This window comes from Sphingomonas sp. (assembly GCF_965227385.1).
Taxonomy (GTDB): Bacteria; Pseudomonadota; Alphaproteobacteria; order Sphingomonadales; family Sphingomonadaceae; genus Sphingomonas.
This window is the reverse complement of the sequence record NZ_OZ245750.1, coordinates 2932840-2956839: the sequence shown is the minus strand read 5'-3', so window position 1 is coordinate 2956839 and position 24000 is coordinate 2932840. Positions and strand designations below refer to the sequence as shown.

At 65.7% G+C, this 24000-nt stretch carries 27 protein-coding genes; 11 read left to right on the top strand and 16 right to left on the bottom strand.

Annotated features, from left to right (window positions below; genetic code table 11):
• Positions 1-70: 70 nt before the first annotated feature.
• The 3 genes from ACO05N_RS14595 to ACO05N_RS14585 all read left to right on the top strand — a co-directional run bounded on the left by ACO05N_RS14595 (position 71) and on the right by ACO05N_RS14585 (position 3771).
• Positions 71-286 (top strand): hypothetical protein, encoded by a 216-nt coding sequence (locus ACO05N_RS14595; protein WP_422057798.1) that lies wholly within the window; start codon positions 71-73, stop codon positions 284-286.
• 35 nt (positions 287-321) lie between these two features.
• The gene (locus ACO05N_RS14590) at positions 322-1587 is read left to right on the top strand and encodes an MFS transporter (protein ID WP_422057797.1); all 1266 of its coding nucleotides are present in this window, start codon (positions 322-324) and stop codon (positions 1585-1587) included.
• An 81-nt stretch (positions 1588-1668) separates the two neighbouring features.
• Entirely contained in the window at positions 1669-3771 is a 2103-nt protein-coding gene (locus ACO05N_RS14585) for a catalase (RefSeq protein WP_422057796.1), read from the top strand.
• A 38-nt stretch (positions 3772-3809) separates the two neighbouring features.
• On the opposite strand, the gene rsmD is transcribed toward ACO05N_RS14585, so the two are convergent.
• Positions 3810-4349, bottom strand: a complete 540-nt coding sequence (gene rsmD / locus ACO05N_RS14580; protein WP_422057795.1) for a 16S rRNA (guanine(966)-N(2))-methyltransferase RsmD — start codon at positions 4347-4349, stop codon at positions 3810-3812.
• Entirely contained in the window at positions 4346-5707 is a 1362-nt protein-coding gene (locus tag ACO05N_RS14575; protein ID WP_422057794.1) for a pseudouridine synthase, read from the bottom strand. The genes rsmD and ACO05N_RS14575 overlap by 4 nt, the downstream gene beginning before the upstream one ends.
• A gap of 102 nt (positions 5708-5809) precedes the next feature.
• Here ACO05N_RS14575 and ACO05N_RS14570 point away from each other — a divergent pair, with 102 nt between their 5' ends.
• Positions 5810-6244 (top strand): response regulator, encoded by a 435-nt coding sequence (locus ACO05N_RS14570; protein ID WP_422058760.1) that lies wholly within the window; start codon positions 5810-5812, stop codon positions 6242-6244.
• Between the two features lie 65 nt (positions 6245-6309).
• Complete coding sequence (locus ACO05N_RS14565; RefSeq protein ID WP_422057793.1) at positions 6310-7989, top strand: AmpG family muropeptide MFS transporter; 1680 nt, start codon at positions 6310-6312, stop codon at positions 7987-7989.
• Here ACO05N_RS14565 and ACO05N_RS14560 read toward each other — a convergent pair.
• The 9 genes from ACO05N_RS14560 to ACO05N_RS14520 form a co-directional block, all read right to left on the bottom strand.
• Positions 7986-8426, bottom strand: a complete 441-nt coding sequence (locus ACO05N_RS14560; protein WP_422057792.1) for a DUF6628 family protein — start codon at positions 8424-8426, stop codon at positions 7986-7988. The two genes, ACO05N_RS14565 and ACO05N_RS14560, sit on opposite strands and share 4 nt — an antisense overlap.
• A gap of 78 nt (positions 8427-8504) precedes the next feature.
• A complete protein-coding gene (locus ACO05N_RS14555; RefSeq protein WP_422057791.1) occupies positions 8505-9821 on the bottom strand; it encodes a bifunctional folylpolyglutamate synthase/dihydrofolate synthase in 1317 nt (438 codons plus the stop codon).
• A 170-nt stretch (positions 9822-9991) separates the two neighbouring features.
• A complete protein-coding gene (locus tag ACO05N_RS14550; protein WP_422057790.1) occupies positions 9992-10438 on the bottom strand; it encodes a DUF6530 family protein in 447 nt (148 codons plus the stop codon).
• 143 nt (positions 10439-10581) lie between these two features.
• Positions 10582-10941, bottom strand: coding sequence for a hypothetical protein (locus tag ACO05N_RS14545; RefSeq protein ID WP_422058759.1), 360 nt, complete (start codon positions 10939-10941; stop codon positions 10582-10584).
• Complete coding sequence (locus ACO05N_RS14540) at positions 10908-11084, bottom strand: DUF559 domain-containing protein (protein ID WP_422057789.1); 177 nt, start codon at positions 11082-11084, stop codon at positions 10908-10910. Before ACO05N_RS14540 ends, ACO05N_RS14545 begins: the two co-directional genes overlap by 34 nt.
• Before the next feature lie 90 nt (positions 11085-11174).
• The gene (gene accD / locus ACO05N_RS14535) at positions 11175-12035 is read right to left on the bottom strand and encodes an acetyl-CoA carboxylase, carboxyltransferase subunit beta (RefSeq protein ID WP_422057788.1); all 861 of its coding nucleotides are present in this window, start codon (positions 12033-12035) and stop codon (positions 11175-11177) included.
• Positions 12032-12835 carry a tryptophan synthase subunit alpha gene (gene trpA, locus ACO05N_RS14530; RefSeq protein ID WP_422057787.1) on the bottom strand — a complete coding sequence of 268 codons (804 nt, stop codon included), beginning with the start codon at positions 12833-12835 and terminating at the stop codon, positions 12032-12034. The genes accD and trpA overlap by 4 nt, the downstream gene beginning before the upstream one ends.
• Positions 12832-14061 carry a tryptophan synthase subunit beta gene (gene trpB / locus ACO05N_RS14525; RefSeq protein WP_422057786.1) on the bottom strand — a complete coding sequence of 410 codons (1230 nt, stop codon included), beginning with the start codon at positions 14059-14061 and terminating at the stop codon, positions 12832-12834. The genes trpA and trpB overlap by 4 nt, the downstream gene beginning before the upstream one ends.
• A gap of 105 nt (positions 14062-14166) precedes the next feature.
• On the bottom strand, positions 14167-14619 hold the full coding sequence (locus ACO05N_RS14520; RefSeq protein ID WP_422057785.1) for a GatB/YqeY domain-containing protein: 453 nt from the start codon (positions 14617-14619) through the stop codon (positions 14167-14169).
• 133 nt (positions 14620-14752) lie between these two features.
• Here ACO05N_RS14520 and carA point away from each other — a divergent pair, with 133 nt between their 5' ends.
• The 4 genes from carA (at position 14753) to greA (ending at position 20188) form a co-directional block, all read left to right on the top strand.
• Positions 14753-15913: a glutamine-hydrolyzing carbamoyl-phosphate synthase small subunit gene (gene carA, locus ACO05N_RS14515; RefSeq protein WP_422057784.1), complete on the top strand. Its 1161-nt coding sequence runs from the start codon at positions 14753-14755 to the stop codon at positions 15911-15913.
• On the top strand, positions 15910-16296 hold the full coding sequence (locus ACO05N_RS14510; RefSeq protein WP_422057783.1) for a hypothetical protein: 387 nt from the start codon (positions 15910-15912) through the stop codon (positions 16294-16296). Before carA ends, ACO05N_RS14510 begins: the two co-directional genes overlap by 4 nt.
• Complete coding sequence (carB, locus tag ACO05N_RS14505; protein ID WP_422057782.1) at positions 16296-19628, top strand: carbamoyl-phosphate synthase large subunit; 3333 nt, start codon at positions 16296-16298, stop codon at positions 19626-19628. Before ACO05N_RS14510 ends, carB begins: the two co-directional genes overlap by 1 nt.
• Positions 19629-19711: 83 nt before the next feature.
• Positions 19712-20188: a transcription elongation factor GreA gene (gene greA / locus ACO05N_RS14500; protein ID WP_422057781.1), complete on the top strand. Its 477-nt coding sequence runs from the start codon at positions 19712-19714 to the stop codon at positions 20186-20188.
• A gap of 94 nt (positions 20189-20282) precedes the next feature.
• Here the strand turns inward: greA and ACO05N_RS14495 are convergent, their stop codons facing one another.
• The 5 genes from ACO05N_RS14495 to ACO05N_RS14475 all read right to left on the bottom strand — a co-directional run bounded on the left by ACO05N_RS14495 (position 20283) and on the right by ACO05N_RS14475 (position 22174).
• Positions 20283-20501 (bottom strand): DUF4170 domain-containing protein, encoded by a 219-nt coding sequence (locus tag ACO05N_RS14495; protein WP_422057780.1) that lies wholly within the window; start codon positions 20499-20501, stop codon positions 20283-20285.
• A gap of 97 nt (positions 20502-20598) precedes the next feature.
• Positions 20599-20928, bottom strand: coding sequence for a hypothetical protein (locus ACO05N_RS14490; protein ID WP_422057779.1), 330 nt, complete (start codon positions 20926-20928; stop codon positions 20599-20601).
• On the bottom strand, positions 20925-21284 hold the full coding sequence (locus ACO05N_RS14485) for a hypothetical protein (protein WP_422057778.1): 360 nt from the start codon (positions 21282-21284) through the stop codon (positions 20925-20927). The genes ACO05N_RS14490 and ACO05N_RS14485 overlap by 4 nt, the downstream gene beginning before the upstream one ends.
• Positions 21281-21622, bottom strand: coding sequence for a phage holin family protein (locus tag ACO05N_RS14480; RefSeq protein WP_422057777.1), 342 nt, complete (start codon positions 21620-21622; stop codon positions 21281-21283). Before ACO05N_RS14480 ends, ACO05N_RS14485 begins: the two co-directional genes overlap by 4 nt.
• A gap of 18 nt (positions 21623-21640) precedes the next feature.
• Positions 21641-22174 (bottom strand): hypothetical protein, encoded by a 534-nt coding sequence (locus ACO05N_RS14475; protein ID WP_422057776.1) that lies wholly within the window; start codon positions 22172-22174, stop codon positions 21641-21643.
• A gap of 142 nt (positions 22175-22316) precedes the next feature.
• On the opposite strand from ACO05N_RS14475, the gene eno reads away from it, so the two are divergent.
• The gene (gene eno / locus ACO05N_RS14470; RefSeq protein ID WP_066662320.1) at positions 22317-23594 is read left to right on the top strand and encodes a phosphopyruvate hydratase; all 1278 of its coding nucleotides are present in this window, start codon (positions 22317-22319) and stop codon (positions 23592-23594) included.
• 31 nt (positions 23595-23625) lie between these two features.
• Entirely contained in the window at positions 23626-23937 is a 312-nt protein-coding gene (locus ACO05N_RS14465; RefSeq protein WP_422057775.1) for an FtsB family cell division protein, read from the top strand.
• Positions 23938-24000: the final 63 nt, after the last annotated feature.

The window sequence follows — 24000 nt, the reverse complement described above, 5'->3', positions numbered from 1 at the left end:
GGCGCGAGTCGGGGCAAGCTTGATTGCGTGAGTAGTTGCGGGGCTGGGCGGAGTGAGGCAGGGAGGGGGCATGCTGGAGAAACTGAAGCGCAGGTTCGACAAACGCAGGCTGGTGCTGATCGCGGCGCTGGCGCTGGTTGCGCTGTATGTCGGGTGGCGGACGAACGGGTTCCAAGGGGAGCAGCCCGAGCAGAAGCCGTGCGTCGAGGGGCGCAACGAGGTCAAGGACAAGGACGGCAAGGTGGTGCAGGTGACGCGCACGACCTGTTATGAAGACGCGAAGTGAGCGGCGCCGGGGGGCGCTGAATTTGGGAGGGACGGATGGACGCTGACCGGACGCGGCGACGGCGCGCGCTGTGGGCGAGTTTCGTAGGGACGGGGATCGAGTTCTACGATTTCTACATCTACGCGACCGCCGCGGCATTGGTGTTCGGGCAGGTGTTCTTTCCCACGAGTGATGCCGGGGTTCAGCAGATGCTGAGCTTTGCGACGCTGGGCGTCGCGTTCTTCGCCCGGCCCCTGGGGGCGGCGGTGTTCGGTCATTATGGCGACCGCATCGGGCGCAAGGCGACGCTTGTCGCGTCGCTGCTGACCATGGGGCTGTCGACGACATTGGTCGCGTTCCTGCCCACCTATGAAATGGCGGGGTGGATCGCCCCCTTTGCATTGTGCCTGCTCCGCTTCGGCCAGGGTTTTGGCCTGGGCGGTGAGTGGGGCGGGGCGGCGTTGCTGGCGGTCGAGAATGCGCCGCCGGGCTGGCGCGCGCGGTTCGGCAGCGCGCCGCAGATGGGCGCGCCGGCGGGGTTCATCGCCGCCAACGGGCTGTTCCTGCTGCTGCTGAGCTGGATGACGCCCGAACAGTTTGCCGACTGGGGCTGGCGCATTCCGTTCGCGCTGTCGGCGGCGTTGGTGCTGGTCGGGCTGTGGGTGCGCCTTAAGCTGGGCGAGACGCCGGAATTCAAGGCGTCGCTGGCCGAGGCGCCGCCGGCCAAGGTGCCGCTGGGCGAAGTGGTCGGCCGGCATAGCGGTGTGCTGATCGGCGGGACGCTGGGCGCGGTGTGCTGTTTCGCGACCTATTATATCGCGACGGCGTTCCTGCTCGGCTGGGGGACCAAGACGCTTGGCTATGACAAGCCCGCGTTCCTGAGCGTGCAGCTGGTTGCGATCCTGTTCATGGCGGCGGGGATTTATCTGGCGGCTTGGGCCGCGGATGCGCGCTGGGATCCGCGTCGGGTGCTCGCGGGCGGATGCGTGATGGTGGCGGGCAGCGGGTTCGTGATCGCGCCGCTGATGGGCGCGGGGCTGGGCGGCGTGTTCGCGTTCCTGGCGCTGCTGCTGTTCGCGATGGGGTTCGTCTATGGGCCGTTGAGCGCCTGGCTGACCGACCTGTTTCCGGCGCGGGTGCGCTATACCGGCGTGTCGATGGCGTTCAACATTGCGGGCGTGATCGGCGGCGGGCTGACGCCGGTGATCGCGCAGAAGCTGGCGATGGATGCGGGGCTGGCTCCGGTCGGCTGGTATTTGAGCGGCGCGGCGGTGCTGAGCCTGATTGCCTTGCTCGCGCTCAAGGGGCGTGACGCGGCGTAATCGCACTGATCGAGGTTAGTGGGCGGACCCTTGCCCGCTGCCACCCGTTGAGCGGGCATGGCATCGCAAGGGGCTTCCCACATGACAGACGACACACAGTTCGACACCAACTTCGGTAACGGTGGCGAAACCCACCAGCGCGTACCCGAGCAGGGCGATCATGCGCGCGCGGACCACCTGACCACCAATCAGGGCATTCGCGTGTCCGACAATCAGAACCAGCTGAAGGCCGGCGCGCGCGGGCCGGTGCTGCTGGAAGATTTCGTGCTGCGCGAGAAGATCTTCCACTTCGACCATGAGCGGATCCCGGAGCGGATCGTGCATGCGCGCGGTTCGGCGGCGCATGGCTATTTCGAGAGCTATGAGGATTTGTCCGACCTGACCAAGGCCGGACTGTTCAGCGCGAAGGGCAAGAAGACGCCGGTGTTTACCCGCTTTTCGACCGTCGCCGGCGGCGCTGGGTCGGTCGATACGCCGCGCGACGTGCGCGGGTTCGCAGTCAAATTCTATACCGAAGAGGGCAATTGGGACCTGGTCGGCAACAACATCCCGGTCTTCTTCATCCAGGACGCGATCAAATTCCCCGATCTCGTCCATTCGGTGAAGATGGAGGCGGATCGCGGATATCCGCAGGCGGCGTCGGCGCACGATACCTTCTGGGACTTTATCAGCCTGATGCCCGAATCGATGCACATGATCATGTGGGCGATGAGCGATCGCACCATCCCGCGCTCGCTGCGCACGATGCAGGGCTTTGGCGTCCACACCTTCCGCATGGTCAATGCGCAGGGCAAGTCGACCTTCGTCAAATTCCACTGGAAGCCGAAACAGGGCGTACAATCGACCTGTTGGGACGAGGCGGTCAAGATCGCCGGCGCAGATCCCGATTTCCATCGTCGCGACTTGTTCGAAGCGATCGATCGCGGCGATTTCCCCGAATGGGAGCTGGGCATCCAGGCGTTCGACGAAGAGTTCGCCGACAGCCTGCCCTATGACGTGCTCGATCCGACCAAGATCATCCCCGAGGAAGTGCTGCCGGTGCGGCCGATCGGGCGGATGGTGCTCGATCGCTATCCAGACAATTTCTTCGCCGAGACCGAGCAGGTGGCGTACTGTCCGGGCAATATCGTGCCGGGGTTGGACTTCACCAACGATCCGCTGCTGCAGGGGCGGCTATTCTCGTATCTCGATACCCAGAAGAGCCGGCTGGGCACGGCCAATTTCCATCAGCTGCCGATCAATGCGCCCAAATGTCCGGTGATGAACTTTCAGCGCGACGGGCAGATGCAGATGAACGTGCCCAAGGGGCGCGCGAATTACGAGCCGAACTCCCTCGACATGGCGGGCGAAGTGACCGGCCCGCGCGAATGCCCGGTGACGGGCTTCGAGACGCATCCCGGCCGCGCTGCCGAGCAGGAGCAGGGCGACAAGCTGCGGCTGCGGCCGGAGAGCTTTGCCGATCACTACAGCCAGGCACGAATGTTCTACCGCTCGCTGGCAGAAGCGGAGCAGGCTCACGTCGCCTTCGCACTTGTGTTCGAGCTGTCCAAGGTCGGGCTAGAGCATATCCGCGAGCGGACGGTTGCCAATCTGGTCAATGTCGATCCGGAGCTGGCGCAGCGCGTCGCGGATGGGATCGGGATGCCGGTGCCTGCTGCGTCTAAAACTGCGGCGGAGGTGCAGGATTTGGACCTGTCGCCGGCGTTGCGGATCATCGACGGGCCGCTGGAGCCGCAGGATATTGTCGGCCGGTCGATCGCGATTTTAGTTGCCGACGGATCGGACGCTGCTGCGATCGCCAAGATGACCAAGGCGATCGAAGGCGCGGGTGCGCGCGCGGTGATCGTCGCGCCCAAGGTCGGTGGTGCGAAACTCTCCGACGGGTCGCTGCTGAAGGCAGATGCGCAGCTCGCGGGTTATCCGTCGGTGATGGCGGATGCGGTGGTGATCGCACTGTCGGACGAGGGCACCGCGATGCTGCTCAAGGAAGGCGCCGCGGTGCAGTTCGTAATGGACGCCTTTGCGCATTTGAAGGCGATTGCGGCGAGTGACGAAGCTCAGCCGTTGCTCGACAAGGCGGGCGTGGAGGCCGACGACGGTGTGACGGGTCTGGATGACGGCTTCATCGCGGCGGCGGCGAAGCGGTGTTGGGACCGTGAGCCGGGCGTGCGGATGCTGCCTTGATGATCAGGCGGCGGCGTCCCGATGGGGAGCCGTCGCCGTCACTCTGCAGCCCGCAAGATCGTCAGCATCGCCTTGCCGTGCACCCGCTCGGTATCGGTGACGAAGCCGTCTACTTCGACCTTCTCGCCCTTGGCGGTTTCGATGCTGATCCAGGTTGCGGGGCCAGTCCAGCCGAGGCGGGCGAGCTTGTCGAGGGCGACCGCACCGGCGCCGGTGCCATATGGCGGGTCCATCATGATCAGGTCGAGCGGTTTCGCTGCCGGGCCAAGCGACAAGACCGAACCGGCGCGGATGTCGGGGCGGATGTCGAGTTTGTCGGCGTTTGCGCGCAGCGCGTCGAGCGCGGCGCGGTCCTGTTCGACGAACAGGCACGATGCGGCGCCGCGTGACAGTGCCTCAAGCCCGAGCGCGCCGGAGCCGGCGAACAGGTCGGCGACGGCCAGCCCCTCGAAGCTTCCGACGCGGCTGGTGAGCATCGAAAACAATGCCTCACGCGTGCGATCGGCGGTGGGGCGGGTGGCGTCGCCCTTGGGCGCGACGAGCGGGCGGCCGCGCCAAGTTCCGGCGATGATCCTCATGTGCGCGGGCCTCGCTTGCTGGGCGCAGGCGTGCCGCGCGTGGGCTTGGTCGGGCCGCCCTTGCCGGTCGGCGGACGCTTGCCGGGGGACGCGGCGGGGCGGCGGTCGTTGGGACGCCCGCGCTTGGGCCGGTCGAGCAGCGGGCTGCCGTCGTCGTCATGCTGGGCATGGCGCGTGGCGGAAGGCTTGGCGAACGGCTTGCCCTGTTGCTGCGGGGGGCGACCGGGCGCGTCCTGGCGGGGGCGGTGCGCGTGCTGCCGCGCGGGGTCGGCCGCATCGGGCCGTGGTCGGCGCGGATCCGGATCGATCCCCTCCCGGTGGGAAGGCGCGCCAGCCTTACGCTGCGCTGCCGCCTGATGGCGCCGGCGTTGCGCGACGCCGAATTTCTCGGGGCCTTTTTTCTCGGCCTTGGGTCGTGGCGTGCGCGCAGGCTTATAGGCTTCGGGCTCGCTGGTCTGCGCGCCCGCCTTGCGGCGCTCTGCGCGGTTCGTCGGGAGCGCGGCGGCGGACTCGGCGGGAGCCTCTTCCGGTGGCGCGTCGACCGCCTTGGACTTGCCCGATAATTGCAGGTTCGATGCAGCCTTGCCCCCGCCGGGGCCGGTCAGCGCCTTGCGGAACACGATCAGGTCGTGCTGGCGAATTTCGTCCACCGCCCCCACGGGCATGTCGGCGAGTTCGAACGGGCCATAGCGCGTGCGGATCAGGCGGCTGACCTTGAGCCCGAGATGTTCGAGGACGCGGCGGACTTCGCGGTTCTTGCCCTCGGTCAGCGTCAGTTCGATCCACACATTCGCGCCGGTGCGGCGTTCTAGATTGGCGTTGATCGAGCCGTAGCGGACCCCTTCGATCTCGACGCCGAGCATCAAGTCTTCGAGTTGCTCCTGACTGACCTGACCATAGGCGCGCGCGCGGTAGCTGCGCTCGACCCCGGTGGCGGGGAGTTCGAGCTGGCGCTTGAGTTCGCCATCGGTGGTCATCAGCAGCAGCCCCTCGGTGGACAAGTCGAGGCGGCCCACCGGCATCAGGCGCGGCAGGCTCTTGGGCAAATTGCTATAGATGGTCGGGCGACCGGCGGGATCGCGTTCGGTGGTGAGCAGCCCGGCGGGCTTGTGGAAGCGGAACAGGCGCGCGGGGGCGGGCGCGGCGACCGGGTTGCCGTCGACGGTGACGCCGTGGAGCGAGGCGAGCACGGTCGCGGGCGTGGTCAGTACCTGACCGTTTATCGCCACGCGGCCATCGGCGATCATGCGTTCGATCTCTCGCCGCGACGCGATTCCGGCACGGGCGAGCAGCTTGGCGATACGTTCGCCGGCCTTGGCAGGTTGCCGTTCAGGTTGATTGGTCGATGAAGGGGGCATTAGCGCGCGATACAGCGGGTTTGGCTTTCGCGCAAAAATCTTGTGCGGGGACGAACTCCGGGGCGCTTAATGCGTTGTCAGGGCGTAACGTTCGGGTGGGTCATGGTGTTCGGGAAGAAAAAGCGGCAGATCGTTCGGGTCCTGATCGTCGAGGACGAACCGCTGGTGGCGTTCGACACCGAACATTTCCTGTCGGATGAAGGCTTTACCGTCGTCGCCACGACCGATTCGGTGGGCGAGGCGATCGGCCACATCATCGCGGCGGAAAAGCCCCATATCGTGCTGGTCGACCTGGGGCTGAGCGATGGCAGTGGTGCGGATGTCGCGCATGCCGCGTGCGCCGAGAATATACCGGTGCTGATCATCACCGGACGCGACCCGGCGGAATTCGAGCCGATCGGGCTTGGCTGCCTGATCAAGCCGTACAAGCAGCGCGATCTGGTCGCGGCGATCGACATTTGCGAGGCGCTGACCGAAGGGCGCACTCCCAAGCGCATTCCGTCCGCCCTGCGCCTGTTCCAGCCCGTCGCGCAATAATCCGTCCCCGGGCTTTGCAGCGGCGTTTTTCCCGCTAGGGTCGCGGCCAAAGCGTGGGGGATTGCATGAGCGACGCGGTGAAGCCGGCCAGTGGATCGTTGATCGACGGGATCCGGCCCTATTTCGAAAAGGCGCCGCTGGCCGCGCTTGCGCTGGGCATTTCGTCGGGCTTCCCCTTTGCGATGATCGGCGCGACGCTGACCACGCGGCTGGCGCAGGATGGGATCACCAAGTCGGCGGTGACGGCATTCGCTCTGACCTTCCTCGCCTATAACCTCAAATGGGCATGGGCGCCGGTGGTGGACAAGTTCCGCATTCCGGTGCTGGGCGCGATCGGCGCGCGGCGCAGCTGGCTGATCGTCACCGGCGCGCTGGTCGCGGCGGCGGTGGTGTTCCTCGGCAGCCTCGATCCGACTGCGTCGCTCGGCTGGGTCGTGGCGGCGGCGATTATGGTCGGGCTGGCCGGAGCGACGTTCGACATCGTGATCGACGCCTATCGCATCGAACTGCTCGAACCGCGCCAGCTCGGCATCGGGTCGGGCATGTCGCAATATGGCTGGCGGATCGGGTCCGCCGGTGCGGGCGGGCTGGCGCTCTACGTTGCCGATGGCGCGGGGTGGGGCGTGGCCTATGCCGCCTGCGCGATCTTTGCGCTGCCCGCGATCCTCGCCGGGCTGATCGTCGGCGAGCCGGAGCGCAAGGTGAGCCGCGAATGGCCCGAGCGCATGGCGCAGCGGCCCTACCTCATCTTCATCCTGTCGTTCGTCCCGCTGTATCTGGTCGGGCGCTGGATTGACGGCGTGTTGGGGGTCAACATCCTGTCGAACATGGTGCTGGTCGGCTATCTGTTCCCGCTGTTCGACCTGACCGCCCGCCGTGCGCGCGATGCGGGCAAGCCGAGTGCGCTGACCTGGCTGGGGCTGGTGACCGTTGCTGGTGTCGGGGTGGGGCTGTGGCGCGGGTGGAGCGATCCGCTGGCGACCGCGCTGCTGGTGGCGGGTGCCGCCGCGCTTTTGGGCATCGCGCTATTGCGGCCGGTCGCTGCTGCGCCCGCTGATAGCGGGAAGGTCGGGCCGCTGATCGAGTTTTTCCGGCGCGAGGGCGGCGCGGTGGTGCTGCTGTTCGTGCTTGTGCACAAGCTGGGCGACACGCTGGCCAACCTGACGCTGCGGCTGCTGTTCAACGATCTGGGGTTCAGCAAGACGGAGATTGCGTTTTACGACGTATTCGTTGGATTCATTGCGCTGCTGCTCGGTATTTTCGTCGGCGGCGTGCTCTATGTGAAGCTTGGCATGAAGCGGTCGGTGCTGCTCAGCCTGTTCCTGATGATGATCTCCAACGCGGCATTTGCGGCGCTGGCGGCGAGCGGGAAGAGCAACATCGGCATGGCCGCCGCGATGGGGTTCGAGAATTTCGCGAGCGGCGTCGGCGGTGTGTGCGTGGTCGCGTACCTGTCGGCGCTGTGCAACCTCAGCTTCACCGCGACGCAGTTCGCGCTGCTTTCGGCGGCGGCGAGCATCCTGGGCCGGTTCCTGTCGGGCACGACCGCAGGGCTGCTGATCGAGGGCATGGGCTATGTGAACTATTATCTGTTCACGACCGTGCTGGCGCTGCCCGGGGTGCTGCTGTTCTGGTGGATGATGGCGTCGGGGCTGGTCGACCGGTCGATCGGCAATGCCGGGACCGAAGGCGAGGGCGATGCGCGAGCGGAGGGCGAGGTCGAGCCGCCCGTGGTGCGAACCTAAACCTCCACCGGCATCCCGGCATCGGCGAAGGCGTTAGACAGCGCGTGGGCGGTGGCCATCACGGTGTCGACGCGGCGCACGCCGAGCAGGTCGGACAGCAGCAGCCGGGCGCGTTCGCTGTCGCGCTCGACGCTGGCGATGACCTCGAGCAGCGCGGCTTCGGATGCGGTCATGCGGGCGCAGCACCAGGGGGCGATCTGAATCGGGCCGGCGCTGGCGGCCGACATCTCTGCCATCAGCGATCGCAGCAGCAGGAGCGGCCGGCGGAAGGCCTTGCCGAATGCGGTGATGAAGGCGTGCGCGGCAGCGGCGTCGCCCAGGCCATGCGCGCCGAGCTGACGGATGCCGAACAGCAGCAGGCGGGCGGCGGGATCCTCGGGCTGGAGCCGGGGCAGGAGGGTGCCGAGGGTTTCGGCGCGGGCGGGGGATTGGCGCAACGGGCGACTCCTTGATCGGGAATGCCAGTGTGCCAAGCTTCTATTGATAGTCAATCGCAATAAGCGCCAAGGTGGGAATCAGTCGGGGAGTTCGTCGTTTTCCCGGAGCACTTCGCCCGCCAGATAGAGCGAGCCGAGGATGAGGACGAGCGGGGCTTCGGCGCTGTGCAGGTCGGCGAGCGCGGTCGGGACATCGGTCGCGGTGGCGGTGCTGGGGATGCCGAGCGCGCGGGCGGTGGCGGCGAGGTCGGCCGGGTCGTGATGCGCGTGGCCGGGGACCGGGACCGCGGTGAAGCTGGCGGCGAGCGGGGCGAAGGGGGCGAGCAGGCCGGTCGCGTCCTTGTTCGACAGCATGCCGAGGATCAGGTGCGCGGGACGGCCGTTCGCGACCTGCGCCAGCGTGGCGCTGACCGATTGCGCGGCGGCTTCGTTATGACCGCCGTCGAGCCAGATTTCGGCGCCTTCAGGCAGGAGCGCGAGGAGCGGGCCGGGGGTCAGACGCTGCATGCGCGCGGGCCAGCGGGCGGCGGTAGCGGCGGTGGGGAAGGCGCTGTGGGGAATCGCCAGCACGCGTTGGTGGCGCAGCGTGGCGATGGCGAGCGCGAGGTTGGTGGGCTGGTGCGGGCCGGCGAGGGTGGGGAGCGGGGTAGCGACCTCGCCCTGCGCGTCGCGGTAGATCAGGCGATCGGGCGTGACGGCGAAGTCCCATGCGGTGCCGCGCGCGTGGACCGGAGCGTTCCCGGCGGCGGCGACCTCCGCGATGCGGGCGGTGACGCTGTCGCCATAGGACATTGTGACGAGCGGGACGCCGGGCTTGGCGATGCCTGCTTTCTCTCCAGCGATGGCTTCGGCGGTGTCGCCGAGGAATGCCTGATGGTCGATGCCGAGCTGGGCGATGGCGCAGGCGACGGGGGCGGGGATGACGTTGGTTGCGTCGAGCCGTCCGCCCAGGCCCACCTCGATGATGCAGGCGTCCGCCGGGGTGCGGGCGAAGGCGAGGAAGGCGGCGGCGGTGGTCACCTCGAAAAAGCTCGCGCCGATGTCTCCCCCGGCATCGAGCACCTGTTCGAGCAGGGCGGCGAGGGCGGCGTCGTCGATCAGCTGCCCGGCGAGGCGAATACGCTCGTTGAAGCGGACCAGATGCGGGCTGGAATAGACATGCGCGGTGAGGCCCGCCGCCTCGACCGCGGCGCGCAGGAAGGCGCAGGTCGAACCCTTGCCGTTGGTCCCTGCGACATGGAGCACGGGGGGCAGGCGTAGGTGCGGATTGCCGATCCGGTCGAGCAGCGCGGTAATGCGGCTGAGGCCGAGGACATCGGCACCGGGGCCGAGCGCCCAGAGGCGGTCGAGTTGGCGTTGGACGGCGGGGGAGGAGGAGGTCGCGTGGTCGGGCATTGCGGGGGTGTATAGCGGGTGTGGGGGCGGTGGGGAGGGGGGAAGCGCCCGAGGTTTCAGGACAATGAACGCGAATTATGCGCTGTGTCTCTGGAGCTCGACTGTTCGTATGGCACGAGGAAAGGCGTTGCAAAGAAACCTTCTGCAACGCCTTTCACACGTTTGGGCAGCTAGATCAGCCCTTGATCATGCATCGGTTTCAAAACGTCGAACAGCGCACGCAGCCGCGACTTCATAAGCGGATCGTCACGCATCGCTTTGGTTGCCGCAGTGCGATCACGCTTTGAGCCATGCGCTACCGTGATAGGATTGGTTTGATTTTCGAATGTGCCCACGTTGATCTGTACCAGATCGTCGCCCTGCCCATAAGCAAGGGCAGTGAGGATCGTGAGGTCGATGGCTCGGGGAAGAGGAAGCTCCTCGGATTGGCGGGACCATCTCTGACCAGAATGACGAACCACCTTGGCCGACAGTTCGCGCTGATCCCACTGAGACCAGCCAAGAGTTATAAACTGGGCGTCGGTTTCGCCCGCGTACCAAGGGTCGTGGTCGAAGTACGGTACGACATACACCGGCTTGTGCAGAATTTGTTCCGGAAAACTTGCCTCCTGAGGCATGCGAATCACTCCATAGTTGCGATAGCCCCCATGTAGTAAATGTAGTACATTCTGTAAACGTAGTAGTATGTGGCTGCATCACATCGACGCGTTAACTGCGATACGTTTGCGTGATGAACCTCCAAGGAGGACGCCACAGCGCGCTATGGGCGGTGATCCCTGCGTCGCTCGCCATGCAGCAGGAGCAGCCAGCGGAGGGGGCGGGTGATGCGGTGGCGTGCGGGCATGGACGAGCGAGCTTCAAGCCCTTCCCCTTCAGGGGAGGGGTTGGGGCGGGGGAGTCTTGGCGTCGTCAGCCCAACTATCGGGAAGTGGCTCCAGCTTCGAAAGGACCGCCTGGAGCGCGCCGTCGATATTCTCCTGCACCTCGCCGTTCGTGAAGCGGAGCGTCGTGAAGCCGGAGCGGAGGAAGAAGATGCGCGCGCCTCGTCGCGGTCGGCGCGGTGGGTGTCGCCGTCGATTTCGACGACTAGGCCTTTGGCCGGGCAGAAGAAGTCGGCGATGTAGGGGCGAACTTATGCTGGCGGCGGAACTTGTAGCCGCCTAGTTGGCGGTTCGAGACGTGTCGCCAGAGGCGCTTTTCGTATTCGGTGGGGTTTCGGCGGTTCTGTCGGGCGAAGGCGGAGAGTTCGGTTTCCGTTGCCATGTCTGCCCCACCCCGACCCCTCCCCTGAAGGGGAGGGGCTTTTAGATGCCCAACCCTCTCCCCGGAGGGGAGAGGGCTTTTTAGGTTCCCCTACGCCGCCGCCTTTTCCTCCACCAGCAGGCCGATCAGGGCGCCGAGCTTGTCGCGCAGGTCCTTGCGGTGGACGACCATGTCGATCAGGCCGTGGTCGAGATAATATTCGCTGGTCTGGAAATCGTCGGGCAGCTTTTCGCGGATCGTGCTTTCGATCACGCGGCGGCCGGTGAAGGCGAGGGTGGCCTTGGGCTCGGCGATCTGGACGTCGCCGAGCATCGCATAGGCCGCCATCACGCCGCCCGAGGTCGGGTCGGTCAGCACGACGATATAGGGCAGGCCGGCATCGTGGAGCATCGAGATCGCGACGGTGGTGCGCGGCATCTGCATGAGGCTGAGGATACCCTCCTGCATGCGCGCGCCGCCGCTGGCGGTGAAGACGATGTAGGGCGCCTTGGCGGCGATCGCTGCTTCGACGCCGGCGATGAAGGCTTCACCGACTGCCTGGCCCATCGATCCGCCCATGAAGGCGAAATCCTGCACGCCGATCACCGCGCGCTGGCCGAGGATCGTGCCGCTGGCGTTGAGAAACGCGTCCTGCTCGCCGGTGCTGGCGCGGGCGGCCTTGATGCGGGCGGGATAGGGCTTCTGGTCGCGGAACTTGAGCGGGTCTTCGGCGACCTTGGGGTTCGGGAGGATCGTGTAGCTGCCCGCGTCGAACAGTTGCTCGAACCGCGCGCGGCCGCCGATGCGCTCATGATGGTCGCAGATCGGGCAGACCGACTGGTTTTCCTGGAGTTCCTTGACGAACACCATCTGCCCGCAACCCTTGCACTTGTGCCAGAGATGGTCGGGCGTCTCCGACTTGTTCGGGATGACGAGCGAGATCGCGTTGCGGACGCGGGTGAGCCAGCTCATGCGGCGGTTTCCTTGCGTGCTGCGGCCAGCGCGGCCGACAGGGATTGAATATAGGTGCGGACGGCGGCGGGGGCGTTGGTGCCCTCTGCCGCGATGATGTCGATGATTGCCGAGCCGACGACGACGCCGTCGGCGACGCGGCCGATCGCGGCGGCCTGCTGCGGCGTGCGGACGCCGAAGCCGACCGCGACGGGGAGGTCGGTTGCGGCTTTCAGGCGGGCGACGGCGGCTTCGATGCTGTGCTGTGCCGCCTGCTGCTTGCCGGTAATGCCGGCGACCGAGACGTAATAGAGAAAGCCGCTCGCGCCATCGAGCACGGCGGGCAGGCGCGCGGCGTCGGTGGTGGGGGTGGCGAGGCGGATCGTGGCGATGCCGTGGGGGGCGAAGGCGGCGATTTCGTCCGCTTCCTCCGCCGGGATATCGACGATGATCGCGCCGTCGACGCCGGCGTCCGCCGCCTTTTGCGCGAAGGCTTCGGGCGTCGGGCGGGTCATGGTGTTGGCATAGCCCATCAGCACCAGCGGGGTTTCCGGGTGGCGCTTGCGGAAGGCGGCGGCGATGGCAAGCACGTCGGCGGTGCGGGTGCCGGCGGCGAGGCTGCGCAGGTTTGCGGCCTGAATCGCCGGGCCGTCGGCCATCGGATCGGTGAACGGCATGCCGAGCTCGATCACGTCGGCCCCGCCCGCGACGAGCGCGTCGAGGATCGCGGCGGTGTCGCCGTCACCGGCGGTGACAAAGGTGACGAGCGCGGCGCGGTGGTGTGCGGCGGCGGTGGCGAAGGTGGTGGCGAGGCGGGTCATATCGCCACCCCCAGCGCCTCGGCGACGGTGAAGATGTCCTTGTCGCCGCGGCCGCAGAGGTTGGCGAGGATCACCTGATCCTGGCGCATTTCCCGTGCCTTCACCGCGACCGCTGCGATCGCGTGCGAAGGTTCGAGCGCGGGGATGATGCCTTCGGTGCGGCAGAGCAGCTGGAAGGCGTCGAGCGCCTCCGTATCGGTCACCGACGTGTATTCGACGCGGCCGATGTCCTTGAGCCAGGCATGTTCGGGGCCGATGCCGGGATAGTCGAGGCCGGCGCTGATCGAATGCGCTTCGGTGATCTGGCCATCCTCGTCCTGCAGCAGATAGGTCTTGTTGCCGTGGAGGATGCCGGGTTCGCCGCCCGCGAGGCTGGCGGCGTGCTTCTTGTCCAGCCCTTCGCCCGCCGCTTCGACGCCGAGCATCGCGACATCGGCGTCGTCGAGGAACGGGTGAAACAGGCCGATCGCGTTGCTGCCCCCGCCGATCGCGGCGACGAGCAGGTCGGGGAGGCGACCGGTGCGGGCGAGCATCTGGGCGCGCGCTTCCTTGCCGATCACGCTCTGAAAGTCGCGGACCAGCTCCGGATAGGGGTGCGGGCCGGCGGCGGTGCCGATGATGTAGAAGGTGTCGTGGACGTTGGCGACCCAGTCGCGCAGCGCCTCGTTCATCGCGTCCTTGAGCGTGCCCGCGCCGCTGGTGACCGGGCGGACTTCGGCGCCGAGCAGCTTCATGCGGAAGACGTTCGGCTGCTGGCGCGACACGTCCTTGCCGCCCATGAAGATGGTGCAGGGCAGGCCGAAGCGTGCGCAGACGGTGGCGGTGGCGACGCCGTGCTGGCCCGCGCCGGTCTCCGCGATGATCCGCGTCTTGCCCATGCGGATCGCGAGCAGGATCTGGCCGATGCAATTGTTGATCTTGTGCGCGCCGGTATGGTTGAGCTCGTCACGCTTGAACCAGATTTCGGCCCCCATGCCGTCGGGTGCGTTTTCGCGCAGCGCTTCGGTGAGCCGTTCGGCGTAATAGAGCGGGCTGGGGCGGCCGACATAATGTTCGAGCAGGTCGTCGAACTGCGCGGCAAAGGCCGGGTCGGCTTTCGCGGCCTTATACTCGCGCTCGAGGTCGAGGACGAGCGGCATCAGCGTTTCGGCGACATAGCGCCCGCCGAACTGGCCGAAATGGCCGCGATCATCGGGCTGGGCGCGGAAGGAGTTGGGTGCGTTCATGATGAGGGGCGTTTAGGCGGGGATTGCCGCGACGCCAAGCATTGTTGGCGGAAGGAATTCTTGGCGCGGCTGATCCTCCCCGAGAGGGGGAGGATCATGCGGCCTTCAGCTCAACGCTGCCTTCACAAGCCCGGACGCCTTGCTCATGTCGAGGCTGGCCGCATGCCGCGCTTTCAGTTCGGCCATGACGCGGCCCATGTCCTTCATGCCGGTGGCGCCGAGATCGGCCTTGATCGCCTCGATCGCGGCGGTGGTGTCTTCCGCGCTCATCTGGGCGGGGAGGAAGCCTTCGATCACTGCGACCTCGGCCTTCTCCTTGTCGGCGAGTTCCTGGCGACCGCCCTTTTCGAACATCTCGATCGATTCGCGGCGCTGTTTCACCATTTTCTGCAGCACTTCGACCACCAGCGCGTCGTCGTCGGCGACGGGCGCCTGGGTGCGCGCTTCGATATCGCGGTTCTTGATCGCGCTCTGGATCAGGCGGATGGCGGCCGTGCCTTCCTTGTCGCCGCCCTTCATGGCGGTGACGAGGGCGGCCTTGATGTCGTCGCGGATCATTTGGTTCATCTTTCAACTGAATCGGAATTTGCCCCAGATAGTCGCGACGGACGGTTGACGCGAGGGGGGTAGGGGTCTAGCGGGCAGCGCTTAGCGACATCGCCGGAAAAACTGACAGGAGCGACCTTCTCTGATGGCCGAAGCCACGCCTATTATCGTGCCTGAAGGAGCTACAGGCGTTCTGGTTCTCGCGAGCGGTGAGGTCATCTGGGGCCGTGGATTCGGGGCCGAGGGCGCGGCGGCGGGGGAAGTCTGCTTCCACACCGCAATGACCGGATATCAGGAGATCATGACCGACCCGTCGTTCGCGGGCCAGATGATCTGCTTTACCTTCCCCCATATCGGCAATGTCGGCGCGAACCCCGATGACGTGGAGGCGGACAATCCGCACGCGCTCGGCATGATCGTGCGCGAGGATGTGACGGAGCCGTCGAATTTCCGCAGCGTCGAGCATCTCGACAGCTGGATGAAGAAGCATGACCGCATCGGCCTGTCGGGCATCGACACCCGCGCGCTGACGCGGCGGATTCGCGGCAAGGGCGCGCCCAATGGCGTGATCGCGCATTCGGCGGATGGCACATTCGATATCCCGGCGCTGATCGCGCAGGCACAGGCCTGGCCCGGGCTGGAGGGCATGGACCTGGCCATTACCGTCACCACCGAAACGCATTTCGGGTGGGAAGGCGGCGTGTGGCGGCTGGGGTTCGGCTATGAGGTCGATGGCGATGGCGCGCGGCCGCATGTCGTGGCGATCGATTACGGCTCCAAGCACAATATCTTCCGCAATCTGGTGAAGGCCGGGGCGAAGGTGACGGTGCTGCCCGCGACCGCGACTGCCGAGCAGGTGTTGAGCTTTAACCCCGACGGTATCTTCCTGTCGAACGGGCCGGGCGATCCCGCCGCGACGGGCGAATATGCCGTGCCGGTCATCCGTGAGTTGCTGGCGACCAAGAAGCCGTTGTTCGGCATCTGCCTTGGCCATCAGCTGCTGGCGCTGGCGGTGGGCGCGCAGACGACCAAGATGTTCCAGGGGCATCGCGGGGCGAACCATCCGGTCAAGCGGCTCTCCGACGGTGCGGTCGAGATCACGTCGATGAACCACGGCTTTGCGGTCGAAAGCGCGACGCTGCCCGCAGGCGTGGTTGAGACGCATGTGTCGCTGTTCGACGGCAGCAATTGCGGGATCGAGATCGACGGCGGGCGGGCGTTTTCGGTGCAGTACCACCCCGAGGCGTCGCCGGGGCCGCAGGATAGTTTCTATCTGTTCGAGCGGTTTGTGGGAATGTTGCGGTGAACTGGGTCGAATTGCTTCGTCGCTGCTGGATAGTTATTGCTGTTGCATCCGTAAGTTTTTCTATATTCGCCGGTTGGCAAAATACAGAGAATGTCTACGCCGCTCGAGTAGAAAATGGTGCTTGGGAAATAGCAGATCGAAAATGCATTTTGGGTACGTTTTCACCTGTAGATATTTCCGGTCCACCTGAGGTGGATGAAAACTACCGATACGCTGGTGAGTGTCGGACAGCCGATGCAATTGTATCAGCCGTAATCGTTGGCATGGTTTTTCCAGCTTTTCTTCTTCTTGTTTACTTTATTTTGCGATGGATATTTAGAGGGCTTTACGCCGACCGTCGCAATAATAAAGTTTCTGTCAACGCCAAGGATGCCGTCGACTAATGCCCAAACGCACCGACATCTCCTCCATCCTCGTCATTGGCGCTGGTCCCATTGTGATCGGTCAGGCGTGCGAGTTCGATTATTCGGGCACGCAGGCGATCAAGGCGCTCAAGGAAGAGGGCTATCGCATCGTCCTGGTCAATTCGAACCCGGCGACGATCATGACCGATCCCGAGCTGGCCGACGCGACCTATGTCGAGCCGATCACGCCCGCGGTGGTCGCCAAGATCATCGAGAAGGAGCGGCCCGACGCCGTCCTGCCGACGATGGGTGGGCAGACGGCGCTGAACACGGCGCTGGCGCTGGCGCAGGATGGCACGCTGGAGAAATTCGGCGTCACCATGATCGGCGCGAATGCCGAGGCGATCGACAAGGCCGAGGATCGGCTGAAGTTCCGCGACGCGATGGACAAGATCGGGCTCGACAGCGCGCGTTCGGCGATTGCGCACAGCGAGGCCGAGGCGCTGGAGGGGCTGGAGAAGGTCGGGCTGCCGGCGATCATCCGTCCGTCCTTTACGCTGGGCGGCACTGGCGGCGGCATTGCCTATAACAAGGAAGAGTTCATCGAGATCGTCCGCAAGGGGCTGGACGCATCGCCGACGACCGAGGTGCTGATCGAGGAATCGCTCCTCGGTTGGAAGGAATATGAGATGGAGGTCGTGCGGGACCGCAACGACAACTGCATCATCATCTGTTCGATCGAGAATGTCGATGCGATGGGCACCCATACCGGTGACTCGATCACGGTAGCGCCCGCGCTGACGCTGACGGACAAGGAATATCAGATCATGCGCAACGCCAGCATCGCGGTGCTGCGCGAGATCGGCGTGGAGACTGGCGGGTCGAACGTGCAGTTCGCGGTGAACCCGAAGGACGGGCGGCTGATCGTGATCGAGATGAACCCGCGCGTGTCGCGGTCCTCGGCACTGGCGTCGAAGGCGACGGGCTTCCCGATTGCCAAGGTCGCCGCGAAGCTGGCGGTCGGATACACGCTGGACGAGATTACCAACGACATTACCGGCGCGACCCCGGCGAGCTTCGAGCCGACGATCGACTATGTCGTGACCAAGATCCCGCGCTTTGCGTTCGAGAAGTTCAAGGGTGCCGAAGCGACGCTGGGCACGGCGATGAAGTCGGTCGGCGAAGTGATGGCGATCGGCCGCAACATCCATGAATCGATGCAAAAGGCGCTGCGGGGCCTCGAGACCGGCCTGTCCGGATTCAACAATGTCGAGCATCTGCAGGGTGCGCCGCGCGACGTGATCGAGGCGGCGCTGGCGCAGCGCACGCCCGACCGGCTGCTGATCGCGGCGCAGGCGCTGCGGGAGGGCTTCACGGTAGCCGAGGTGCATGCGCTCGCGGCCTATGACCCGTGGTTCCTGGAGCGGATCGCCGAGATCGTCGCGGCGGAAGAAGGCGTGTGCCGCAACGGGCTGCCGCAGGACGCGGCGGGGATGCGGCGGCTCAAGGCGATGGGGTTCAGCGACAAGCGGCTTGCCTGGCTGGCGCTGCGCTCGGCGAACCTGCGCGAGGGCACCGACGCGATGGCGAAGTCGTCGGGCCTGATCGGTGAGGTGGTCAAGGCGATGACCGGCGGCGTGACCGAGGCCGATGTGCGCAAGCTGCGCCACAAGCTGGACGTGCGCCCGGTGTTTAAGCGGATCGACACCTGCGCGGCGGAGTTCGATGCCAAGACGCCGTACATGTACTCGACCTATGAGGCGCCATCGTTCGGCGAGCCCGAGTGCGAATCCATGCCGACCGAGCGCCAGAAGGTCGTCATTCTGGGCGGCGGGCCGAACCGGATCGGGCAGGGGATCGAGTTCGACTATTGCTGCTGCCACGCCTGCTTCGCGCTGGCGGATGCGGGCTATGAGACGATCATGGTCAACTGCAATCCGGAAACGGTGAGCACCGATTATGACACGTCGGACCGGCTGTATTTCGAGCCGCTGACGGCGGAGGATGTGCTGGAAATCCTGCACGTCGAAATGTCGAACGGTACGCTGGCCGGGGTGATCGTCCAGTTTGGCGGGCAGACGCCGCTCAATCTCGCGCGCGCGCTGGAGCAGGCGGGGATCCCGATCCTGGGCACCAGCCCGGATGCGATCGACCTGGCCGAGGATCGCGAGCTGTTCGCCGACCTGGTGTCCAAGCTGAACCTGAAGCAGCCCAAGAACGGCATTGCGCGCAGCCGCGAAGAGGCGATCGCGGTGGCCGAGCGGATCGGCTATCCGGTGCTGACGCGGCCGAGCTTCGTGCTGGGTGGCCGGGCGATGGAGATCGTCGATACGCCCGAGCAGCTGGATCACTATATCCAGACGGCGGTGCAGGTGTCGGGCGATGCCCCGGTGCTGATCGACCAGTATCTGCGCGACGCGATCGAGGTCGATGTCGATGCAATCAGCGATGGCGACGATGTGGTCGTGGCAGGCGTGCTGCAGCATATCGAGGAGGCGGGCGTCCATTCGGGCGACAGCGCCTGCTCGCTGCCCCCCTACAGCCTGCCCGACGCGATTATTGCCGAGATCGAGCGCCAGACCGACGCACTGGCGCGGGCGCTGAAGGTCCGTGGCCTCATGAACATCCAGTTCGCGGTCAAGGACGGCGAGGTCTACCTGATCGAGGTCAATCCGCGCGCCTCGCGCACCGTGCCGTTCGTCGCCAAGGCCATCGGCATTCCGATCGCCAAGATCGCAAGCCGCGTGATGGCGGGCGAGAAGCTGAAGGACCTGCCCAAGATCGATCGGAACATAGATTATATCGCGGTCAAGGAAGCCGTGTTCCCGTTCAATCGCTTTCCCGGCGTCGATCCGGTGCTGTCGCCGGAAATGAAGTCGACCGGCGAAGTGATGGGGATCGATCGCGATTTCCCCACCGCCTTTGCCAAGGCGCAGCTGGGGGCGGGGACGGTGTTGCCGAAGGCTGGCCATGTGTTCGTCAGCGTCAAGGACAGCGACAAGCCGGTGGTTCTGCCGGGCGTAAAGCTGCTGGTCGAACAGGGCTTTGCCATCGTCGCAACCGGCGGGACCGCCGATTACCTGACGGCGCAGGGCGTGCCGGTGGAGCGGGTTAACAAGGTGGCGCAGGGCCGCCCGCATATCGTCGACCGCATCCGCGACGGCGATATCGCATTGATCTTCAACACCACCGAGGGGTGGCAGTCGCTGAAGGACAGCGAGTCGATCCGCGCTTCGGCGCTGTCGCTGAAAATCCCGTATTTCACCACGGCACCCGCCAGCGTCGCCGCATCACAGGCGATTACCGCCCTGAGTGGCCAGTCCCTTGAAGTCCGTCCCTTGCAGGCTTACTATTCGCAATCGCACAATTGATCCCCCACAACGAAGGTTAGGGTGCGAGCGGGCCGATTGAGGCACGCCGGGGGAAGGGGTTTTGACGAAGGACAAGTGCTGAAATGGCGACGGTCGAGAAGATGCCGATGCTGGCGGAAGGCTATGAGAAGCTCAACGAGCAGCTCAAAGTGCTGAAAGCCGAGCGTCCGCTGATCGTGGACGCCATCGAGGAAGCGCGAGCGCATGGCGACCTTTCGGAAAACGCCGAATATCACGCGGCGAAGGAACGGCAGGGCCAGGTCGAGGCGACGATCGCCGATATCGAGGACAAGCTGTCGCGCGCGCAGATCATCGATCCGCGGGAATTGTCGGGCGACCGGATCGTGTTCGGCGCGACGGTGACGCTGCTCGACGAGGACGACAAGTCGGTGAAGTACCAGATCGTCGGCCAGGCGGAGGCGGACGCCAAGTCGGGCAAGATCAGCTACAACTCGCCGCTGGGCCGCGCGCTGATCGGCAAGAGCCTGGGCGATGAAGTCGAGGTGACGGTGCCGGCGGGCGACCGCTGGTATGAGGTCAGCAAGATCGAGTTTATTTAAGCCTGATCGTCACCCCAGCGAAAGCTGGGGTCTCATAGTGATAGCGCGCGCGCATGTCGTGAGGCCCCAGCTTTCGCTGGGGCGACGGTGCTGGTTACCCCTCCATGTCCGGTTCAAGCAGCCGATGGAGGTGGACCACCACATATTTCATCTCGGCATCGTCGACCGTGCGCTGCGCGGCGCCGCGCCATGCCTTTTCGGCGCTGGCATAGTCGGGGAAGATGCCGACGACGTCGAGCTTGGTCGGATCCTGGAAATCAAGCGTCATCGGGTCCTTAACGCGACCGCCGAAGACGAGGTGCAGCTTGCTCATAAATGCTCCCGGGGAAAGATATACCCGGGAGCCTTAGCCGCGTTGTTGCGCTGCACTCAATACCGTGCCGCACCGTAAAAGCGCGACACGGATGCGATTACGCGTCGGTCTTGCTCGCCGCCGCTTCCTTCGCGGCGGTGACGGCCGAGCCGATGATCTTGCCGATCTGTTCCTTGGCGGCATCGCGCTGGGGCAGGATGGCGTCGATCTCGGCCTTGCCGGCTTCGCGCGCGGCGGCGGCAGCAGCGGTCGCGCCTTCGGCGATCCGCTTGCCGACGGGCGCCAGCAATTCCTTTTCCTTCTGCAGGCGCGGAACGAGCGCGCCGATCACGACGCCGAGTGCGACGCCGCCGGCGACGAGCGCGAGCGGGTTCTTCTCGATACCCTCTGCGCGGTCCTTGGGCGCGGTCTTGCGGGGGGTGGTCATGTCGAGGATCCTTTCTTCGGACGGGCCTTCGCCCCTGATCTGGTGTCTGACTTGCGCTTGTTCAAACTCGCCTTGGCCGCAGCGGTTGCACCACCGACCAGCAATCGCGCGAGCGGACGGCGTGCGAGGAACAGCATCGCGGCCCCCGCAACGACCGCGACGGTGCGCGGGTTGGCGCGGACGGTGGCGACCGTGTCGCGGGCAACGCCGATGGCAACATTCTCGACCGCGTCCTGCGCAAGCGCCATCGGATTGAGCTTGTCCTGCATCCGTCCCAGCGTGCCGAACAGCCGCGCGCGCGCATTGCGGCTGCGTGCCTCGGCCTCGGTCAGTTCGGTAGGAAGTATTTCACTCATGGCATGTTCCGGGGGCGGATGGCGCGACGGTAGCGGACGAGCGCTGCACGGCCTGCAAGGCCGGCAGCTACGAGCGCGGTGACCACGACGATCGATGTCGCGGCCGCCGGGCCGACATGGGGGGACAGGATCAGAACCAGGCCGACGATCAGCGCGATCGCGGCAGAATTGGCGAGCAGGAACACCAGCGCACCGAGGATCAGCGCCGCACGCGCGTCGCTCAGCCGGGCGAGCGCCAGCGCCTTCCAATAAGCGATTTCCGCATCGGCAAAGGCGCGCGCATCGGCCACTGCCTGAGCCGCCAATGCGCCGATGCTGTCATCTTCCCGTTCGTTCACCACGCCCCCCAGGCCATGTTATGCCTTGGTGCTGTCGTTGGGATCGTCCCGGTTCGCATCACCCTTGTCGGCGAGGTCTCCTGCCGCATCCAGCCCGGACTTGAGCAGGCGCGCGAGGACGAAGCCGACACCGGCCGCGATGCCGACGGCGACGGCGGGGCTTTTCTTCACGAATTCGCGGGCATCGTCGAGCAGGTCGTCGACCTGCTTGCCGCGCAGCGATTCGGCTAGGCCGGAGATCTGGTCGGCGGCGGAGCGGGCATATTGGCCATATTGCTCGCCCAGCTTCTCATCGACGGTGCCCGCCGCGTCGCGCATCATGTTCGAAAATTCGTCGAGCGCACCTGTCGCTTTTTCCTTGCCCGTGTCGGCAAAGGAGCGCGCCTTGTCGCCGGCCTGCCCGGCAAGCTTGCCGGCTTCGTCACGGACGAAGGCGCCGGCACTGCGCTTGCTGCCGTCGTCGGACGCGGTCGCGCCGGCCGGGCGCGTCGCCACCAGGGCGTCGGTCGCGGGGTCCATGCTCTGGTCCTTGGGGAATGTTTCGTCAGCCATCGCTCGAATCCCTTCTAATGGTTCGTCCAGACAACCATGGCGCGGCGCGAGGGTTCCGCGCCATCCGTGATTTGCCCAGCGGCGACGAACGGGATAGAGGCCCGCGCGACACCGTCTTGACCCAAGGTAGGGAGACCATTTCGTGACCGCAATCATCGACATCCATGCACGCCAGATTCTCGACAGCCGCGGCAACCCGACCGTCGAGGTCGACGTGCTGCTCGAAGACGGCAGCTTTGGCCGTGCGGCGGTGCCGTCGGGCGCGTCGACCGGTGCGCACGAGGCAGTCGAAAAGCGCGACGGCGACAAGTCGGTCTATCTCGGCAAGGGCGTGCTCGAGGCGGTCGAGGGCGTGAACGGCGAGATCGCCGAGGAGATCACGGGCCTCGACGCCGAGGATCAGGCCGAGATCGACTACGCGATGATCGAGCTGGACGGGACCGAGAACAAGGGCCGGCTGGGCGCGAACGCAATCCTGGGCGTGAGCCTGGCGGTTGCCAAGGCGGCGGCGGATGCGCGCGGCCTGCCGCTCTATCGCTATGTCGGCGGCGTTTCGGCGCATGTCCTGCCGGTGCCGATGATGAACATCATCAATGGCGGCGAGCATGCCGACAATGCGATCGACTTCCAGGAGTTCATGATCGTTCCGGTCGGCGCGGACTCGCTGGCCGAAGCGGTGCGCTGCGGTGCTGAGATTTTCCACACGCTCAAGAAGGGCCTGCACGACAAGGGCCTGTCGACCGCGGTTGGCGATGAGGGCGGGTTCGCGCCGAACATCGCATCGACCCGCGAGGCGCTCGACTTCATCATGGCGAGCATCGAGAAGGCCGGATACAAGCCGGGTGACGATGTGATGCTCGCGCTCGATTGCGCCGCGACCGAATATTATCGCGATGGCGCATACAAGATGGTGGGTGAGGGCAAGACCCTGACGTCGGCGCAGAATGCCGATTTCCTCGCCGATCTGTGCGCGGGCTACCCGATCTTCTCGATCGAGGACGGCATGGCCGAGGACGACTGGGACGGGTGGAAGCTGCTGACCGAGAAGCTCGGCGGCAAGGTCCAGCTGGTCGGTGACGATCTGTTCGTGACCAATCCGAAGCGGCTGAAGCGCGGCATCGACGGCGGCTATGCCAATTCGCTGCTGGTCAAGGTCAACCAGATCGGCACGCTGACCGAAACGCTGGAGGCGGTGAGCCTGGCGCAGCGTTCGTCCTATACCGCCGTGATGTCGCACCGTTCGGGCGAGACCGAGGATGCGACGATCGCCGACCTCGCGGTCGCGACGAATTGCGGGCAGATCAAGACCGGCTCGCTCGCGCGATCCGACCGGCTTGCCAAGTACAACCAGCTGATCCGCATCGAGGAAGAGTTGGGCGATGCGTCGGTTTATGCCGGTCGCGGCATTCTACGGGGTTGATCGTCGAGTCGGTTTAGGCGAGATTAACTGTATGAGCCGGTCCACCCCGTTCAATACGATCCTGCGTCGCGCCGGCCTGCCGGCCGTGGCGATCATCCTGATGGGCTTTTTCGCTTATTCGGCGGTGTTGGGTCCGAACGGGGTGCTGGTCTATGGCGACTACAAGCGCCAGCTGGAAACCAAGAAGGCGGAGCTGGCGAAGCTGGAGGCGCAGCGCGCGCAGCTGCGAAACCGGGTCGCGTTGCTCAAGCAGAGCGGCGCCGACCCCGACATGGTCGATGAGCTGACGCGCAAGAAGCTGAACGTCGTCCACCCCGACGAGGTCATCGTCACGCTCGACTGAGGTGTAGGCGCCGCGCGCGCGTGCAAGCCGCCGTAGCGTTAGACACGTTTGTTACTAGCCGTG

Bases quoted from the DNA above. Each gene is read 5' to 3' on its own strand.
- ACO05N_RS14595 (WP_422057798.1), top strand. From the start codon at position 71: ATGCTGGAGAAACTGAAGCGCAGGTTCGACAAACGCAGGCTGGTGCTG.
- ACO05N_RS14590 (WP_422057797.1), top strand. From the start codon at position 322: ATGGACGCTGACCGGACGCGGCGACGGCGCGCGCTGTGGGCGAGTTTC.
- ACO05N_RS14585 (WP_422057796.1), top strand. From the start codon at position 1,669: ATGACAGACGACACACAGTTCGACACCAACTTCGGTAACGGTGGCGAA.
- rsmD (WP_422057795.1), bottom strand. From the start codon at position 4,349: ATGAGGATCATCGCCGGAACTTGGCGCGGCCGCCCGCTCGTCGCGCCC.
- ACO05N_RS14575 (WP_422057794.1), bottom strand. From the start codon at position 5,707: ATGCCCCCTTCATCGACCAATCAACCTGAACGGCAACCTGCCAAGGCC.
- ACO05N_RS14570 (WP_422058760.1), top strand. From the start codon at position 5,810: ATGGTGTTCGGGAAGAAAAAGCGGCAGATCGTTCGGGTCCTGATCGTC.
- ACO05N_RS14565 (WP_422057793.1), top strand. From the start codon at position 6,310: ATGAGCGACGCGGTGAAGCCGGCCAGTGGATCGTTGATCGACGGGATC.
- ACO05N_RS14555 (WP_422057791.1), bottom strand. From the start codon at position 9,821: ATGCCCGACCACGCGACCTCCTCCTCCCCCGCCGTCCAACGCCAACTC.
- ACO05N_RS14550 (WP_422057790.1), bottom strand. From the start codon at position 10,438: ATGCCTCAGGAGGCAAGTTTTCCGGAACAAATTCTGCACAAGCCGGTG.
- ACO05N_RS14540 (WP_422057789.1), bottom strand. From the start codon at position 11,084: ATGGCAACGGAAACCGAACTCTCCGCCTTCGCCCGACAGAACCGCCGA.
- accD (WP_422057788.1), bottom strand. From the start codon at position 12,035: ATGAGCTGGCTCACCCGCGTCCGCAACGCGATCTCGCTCGTCATCCCG.
- trpA (WP_422057787.1), bottom strand. From the start codon at position 12,835: ATGACCCGCCTCGCCACCACCTTCGCCACCGCCGCCGCACACCACCGC.
- trpB (WP_422057786.1), bottom strand. From the start codon at position 14,061: ATGAACGCACCCAACTCCTTCCGCGCCCAGCCCGATGATCGCGGCCAT.
- ACO05N_RS14520 (WP_422057785.1), bottom strand. From the start codon at position 14,619: ATGATCCGCGACGACATCAAGGCCGCCCTCGTCACCGCCATGAAGGGC.
- carA (WP_422057784.1), top strand. From the start codon at position 14,753: ATGGCCGAAGCCACGCCTATTATCGTGCCTGAAGGAGCTACAGGCGTT.
- carB (WP_422057782.1), top strand. From the start codon at position 16,296: ATGCCCAAACGCACCGACATCTCCTCCATCCTCGTCATTGGCGCTGGT.
- greA (WP_422057781.1), top strand. From the start codon at position 19,712: ATGGCGACGGTCGAGAAGATGCCGATGCTGGCGGAAGGCTATGAGAAG.
- ACO05N_RS14495 (WP_422057780.1), bottom strand. From the start codon at position 20,501: ATGAGCAAGCTGCACCTCGTCTTCGGCGGTCGCGTTAAGGACCCGATG.
- ACO05N_RS14490 (WP_422057779.1), bottom strand. From the start codon at position 20,928: ATGACCACCCCCCGCAAGACCGCGCCCAAGGACCGCGCAGAGGGTATC.
- ACO05N_RS14485 (WP_422057778.1), bottom strand. From the start codon at position 21,284: ATGAGTGAAATACTTCCTACCGAACTGACCGAGGCCGAGGCACGCAGC.
- ACO05N_RS14475 (WP_422057776.1), bottom strand. From the start codon at position 22,174: ATGGCTGACGAAACATTCCCCAAGGACCAGAGCATGGACCCCGCGACC.
- ACO05N_RS14465 (WP_422057775.1), top strand. From the start codon at position 23,626: ATGAGCCGGTCCACCCCGTTCAATACGATCCTGCGTCGCGCCGGCCTG.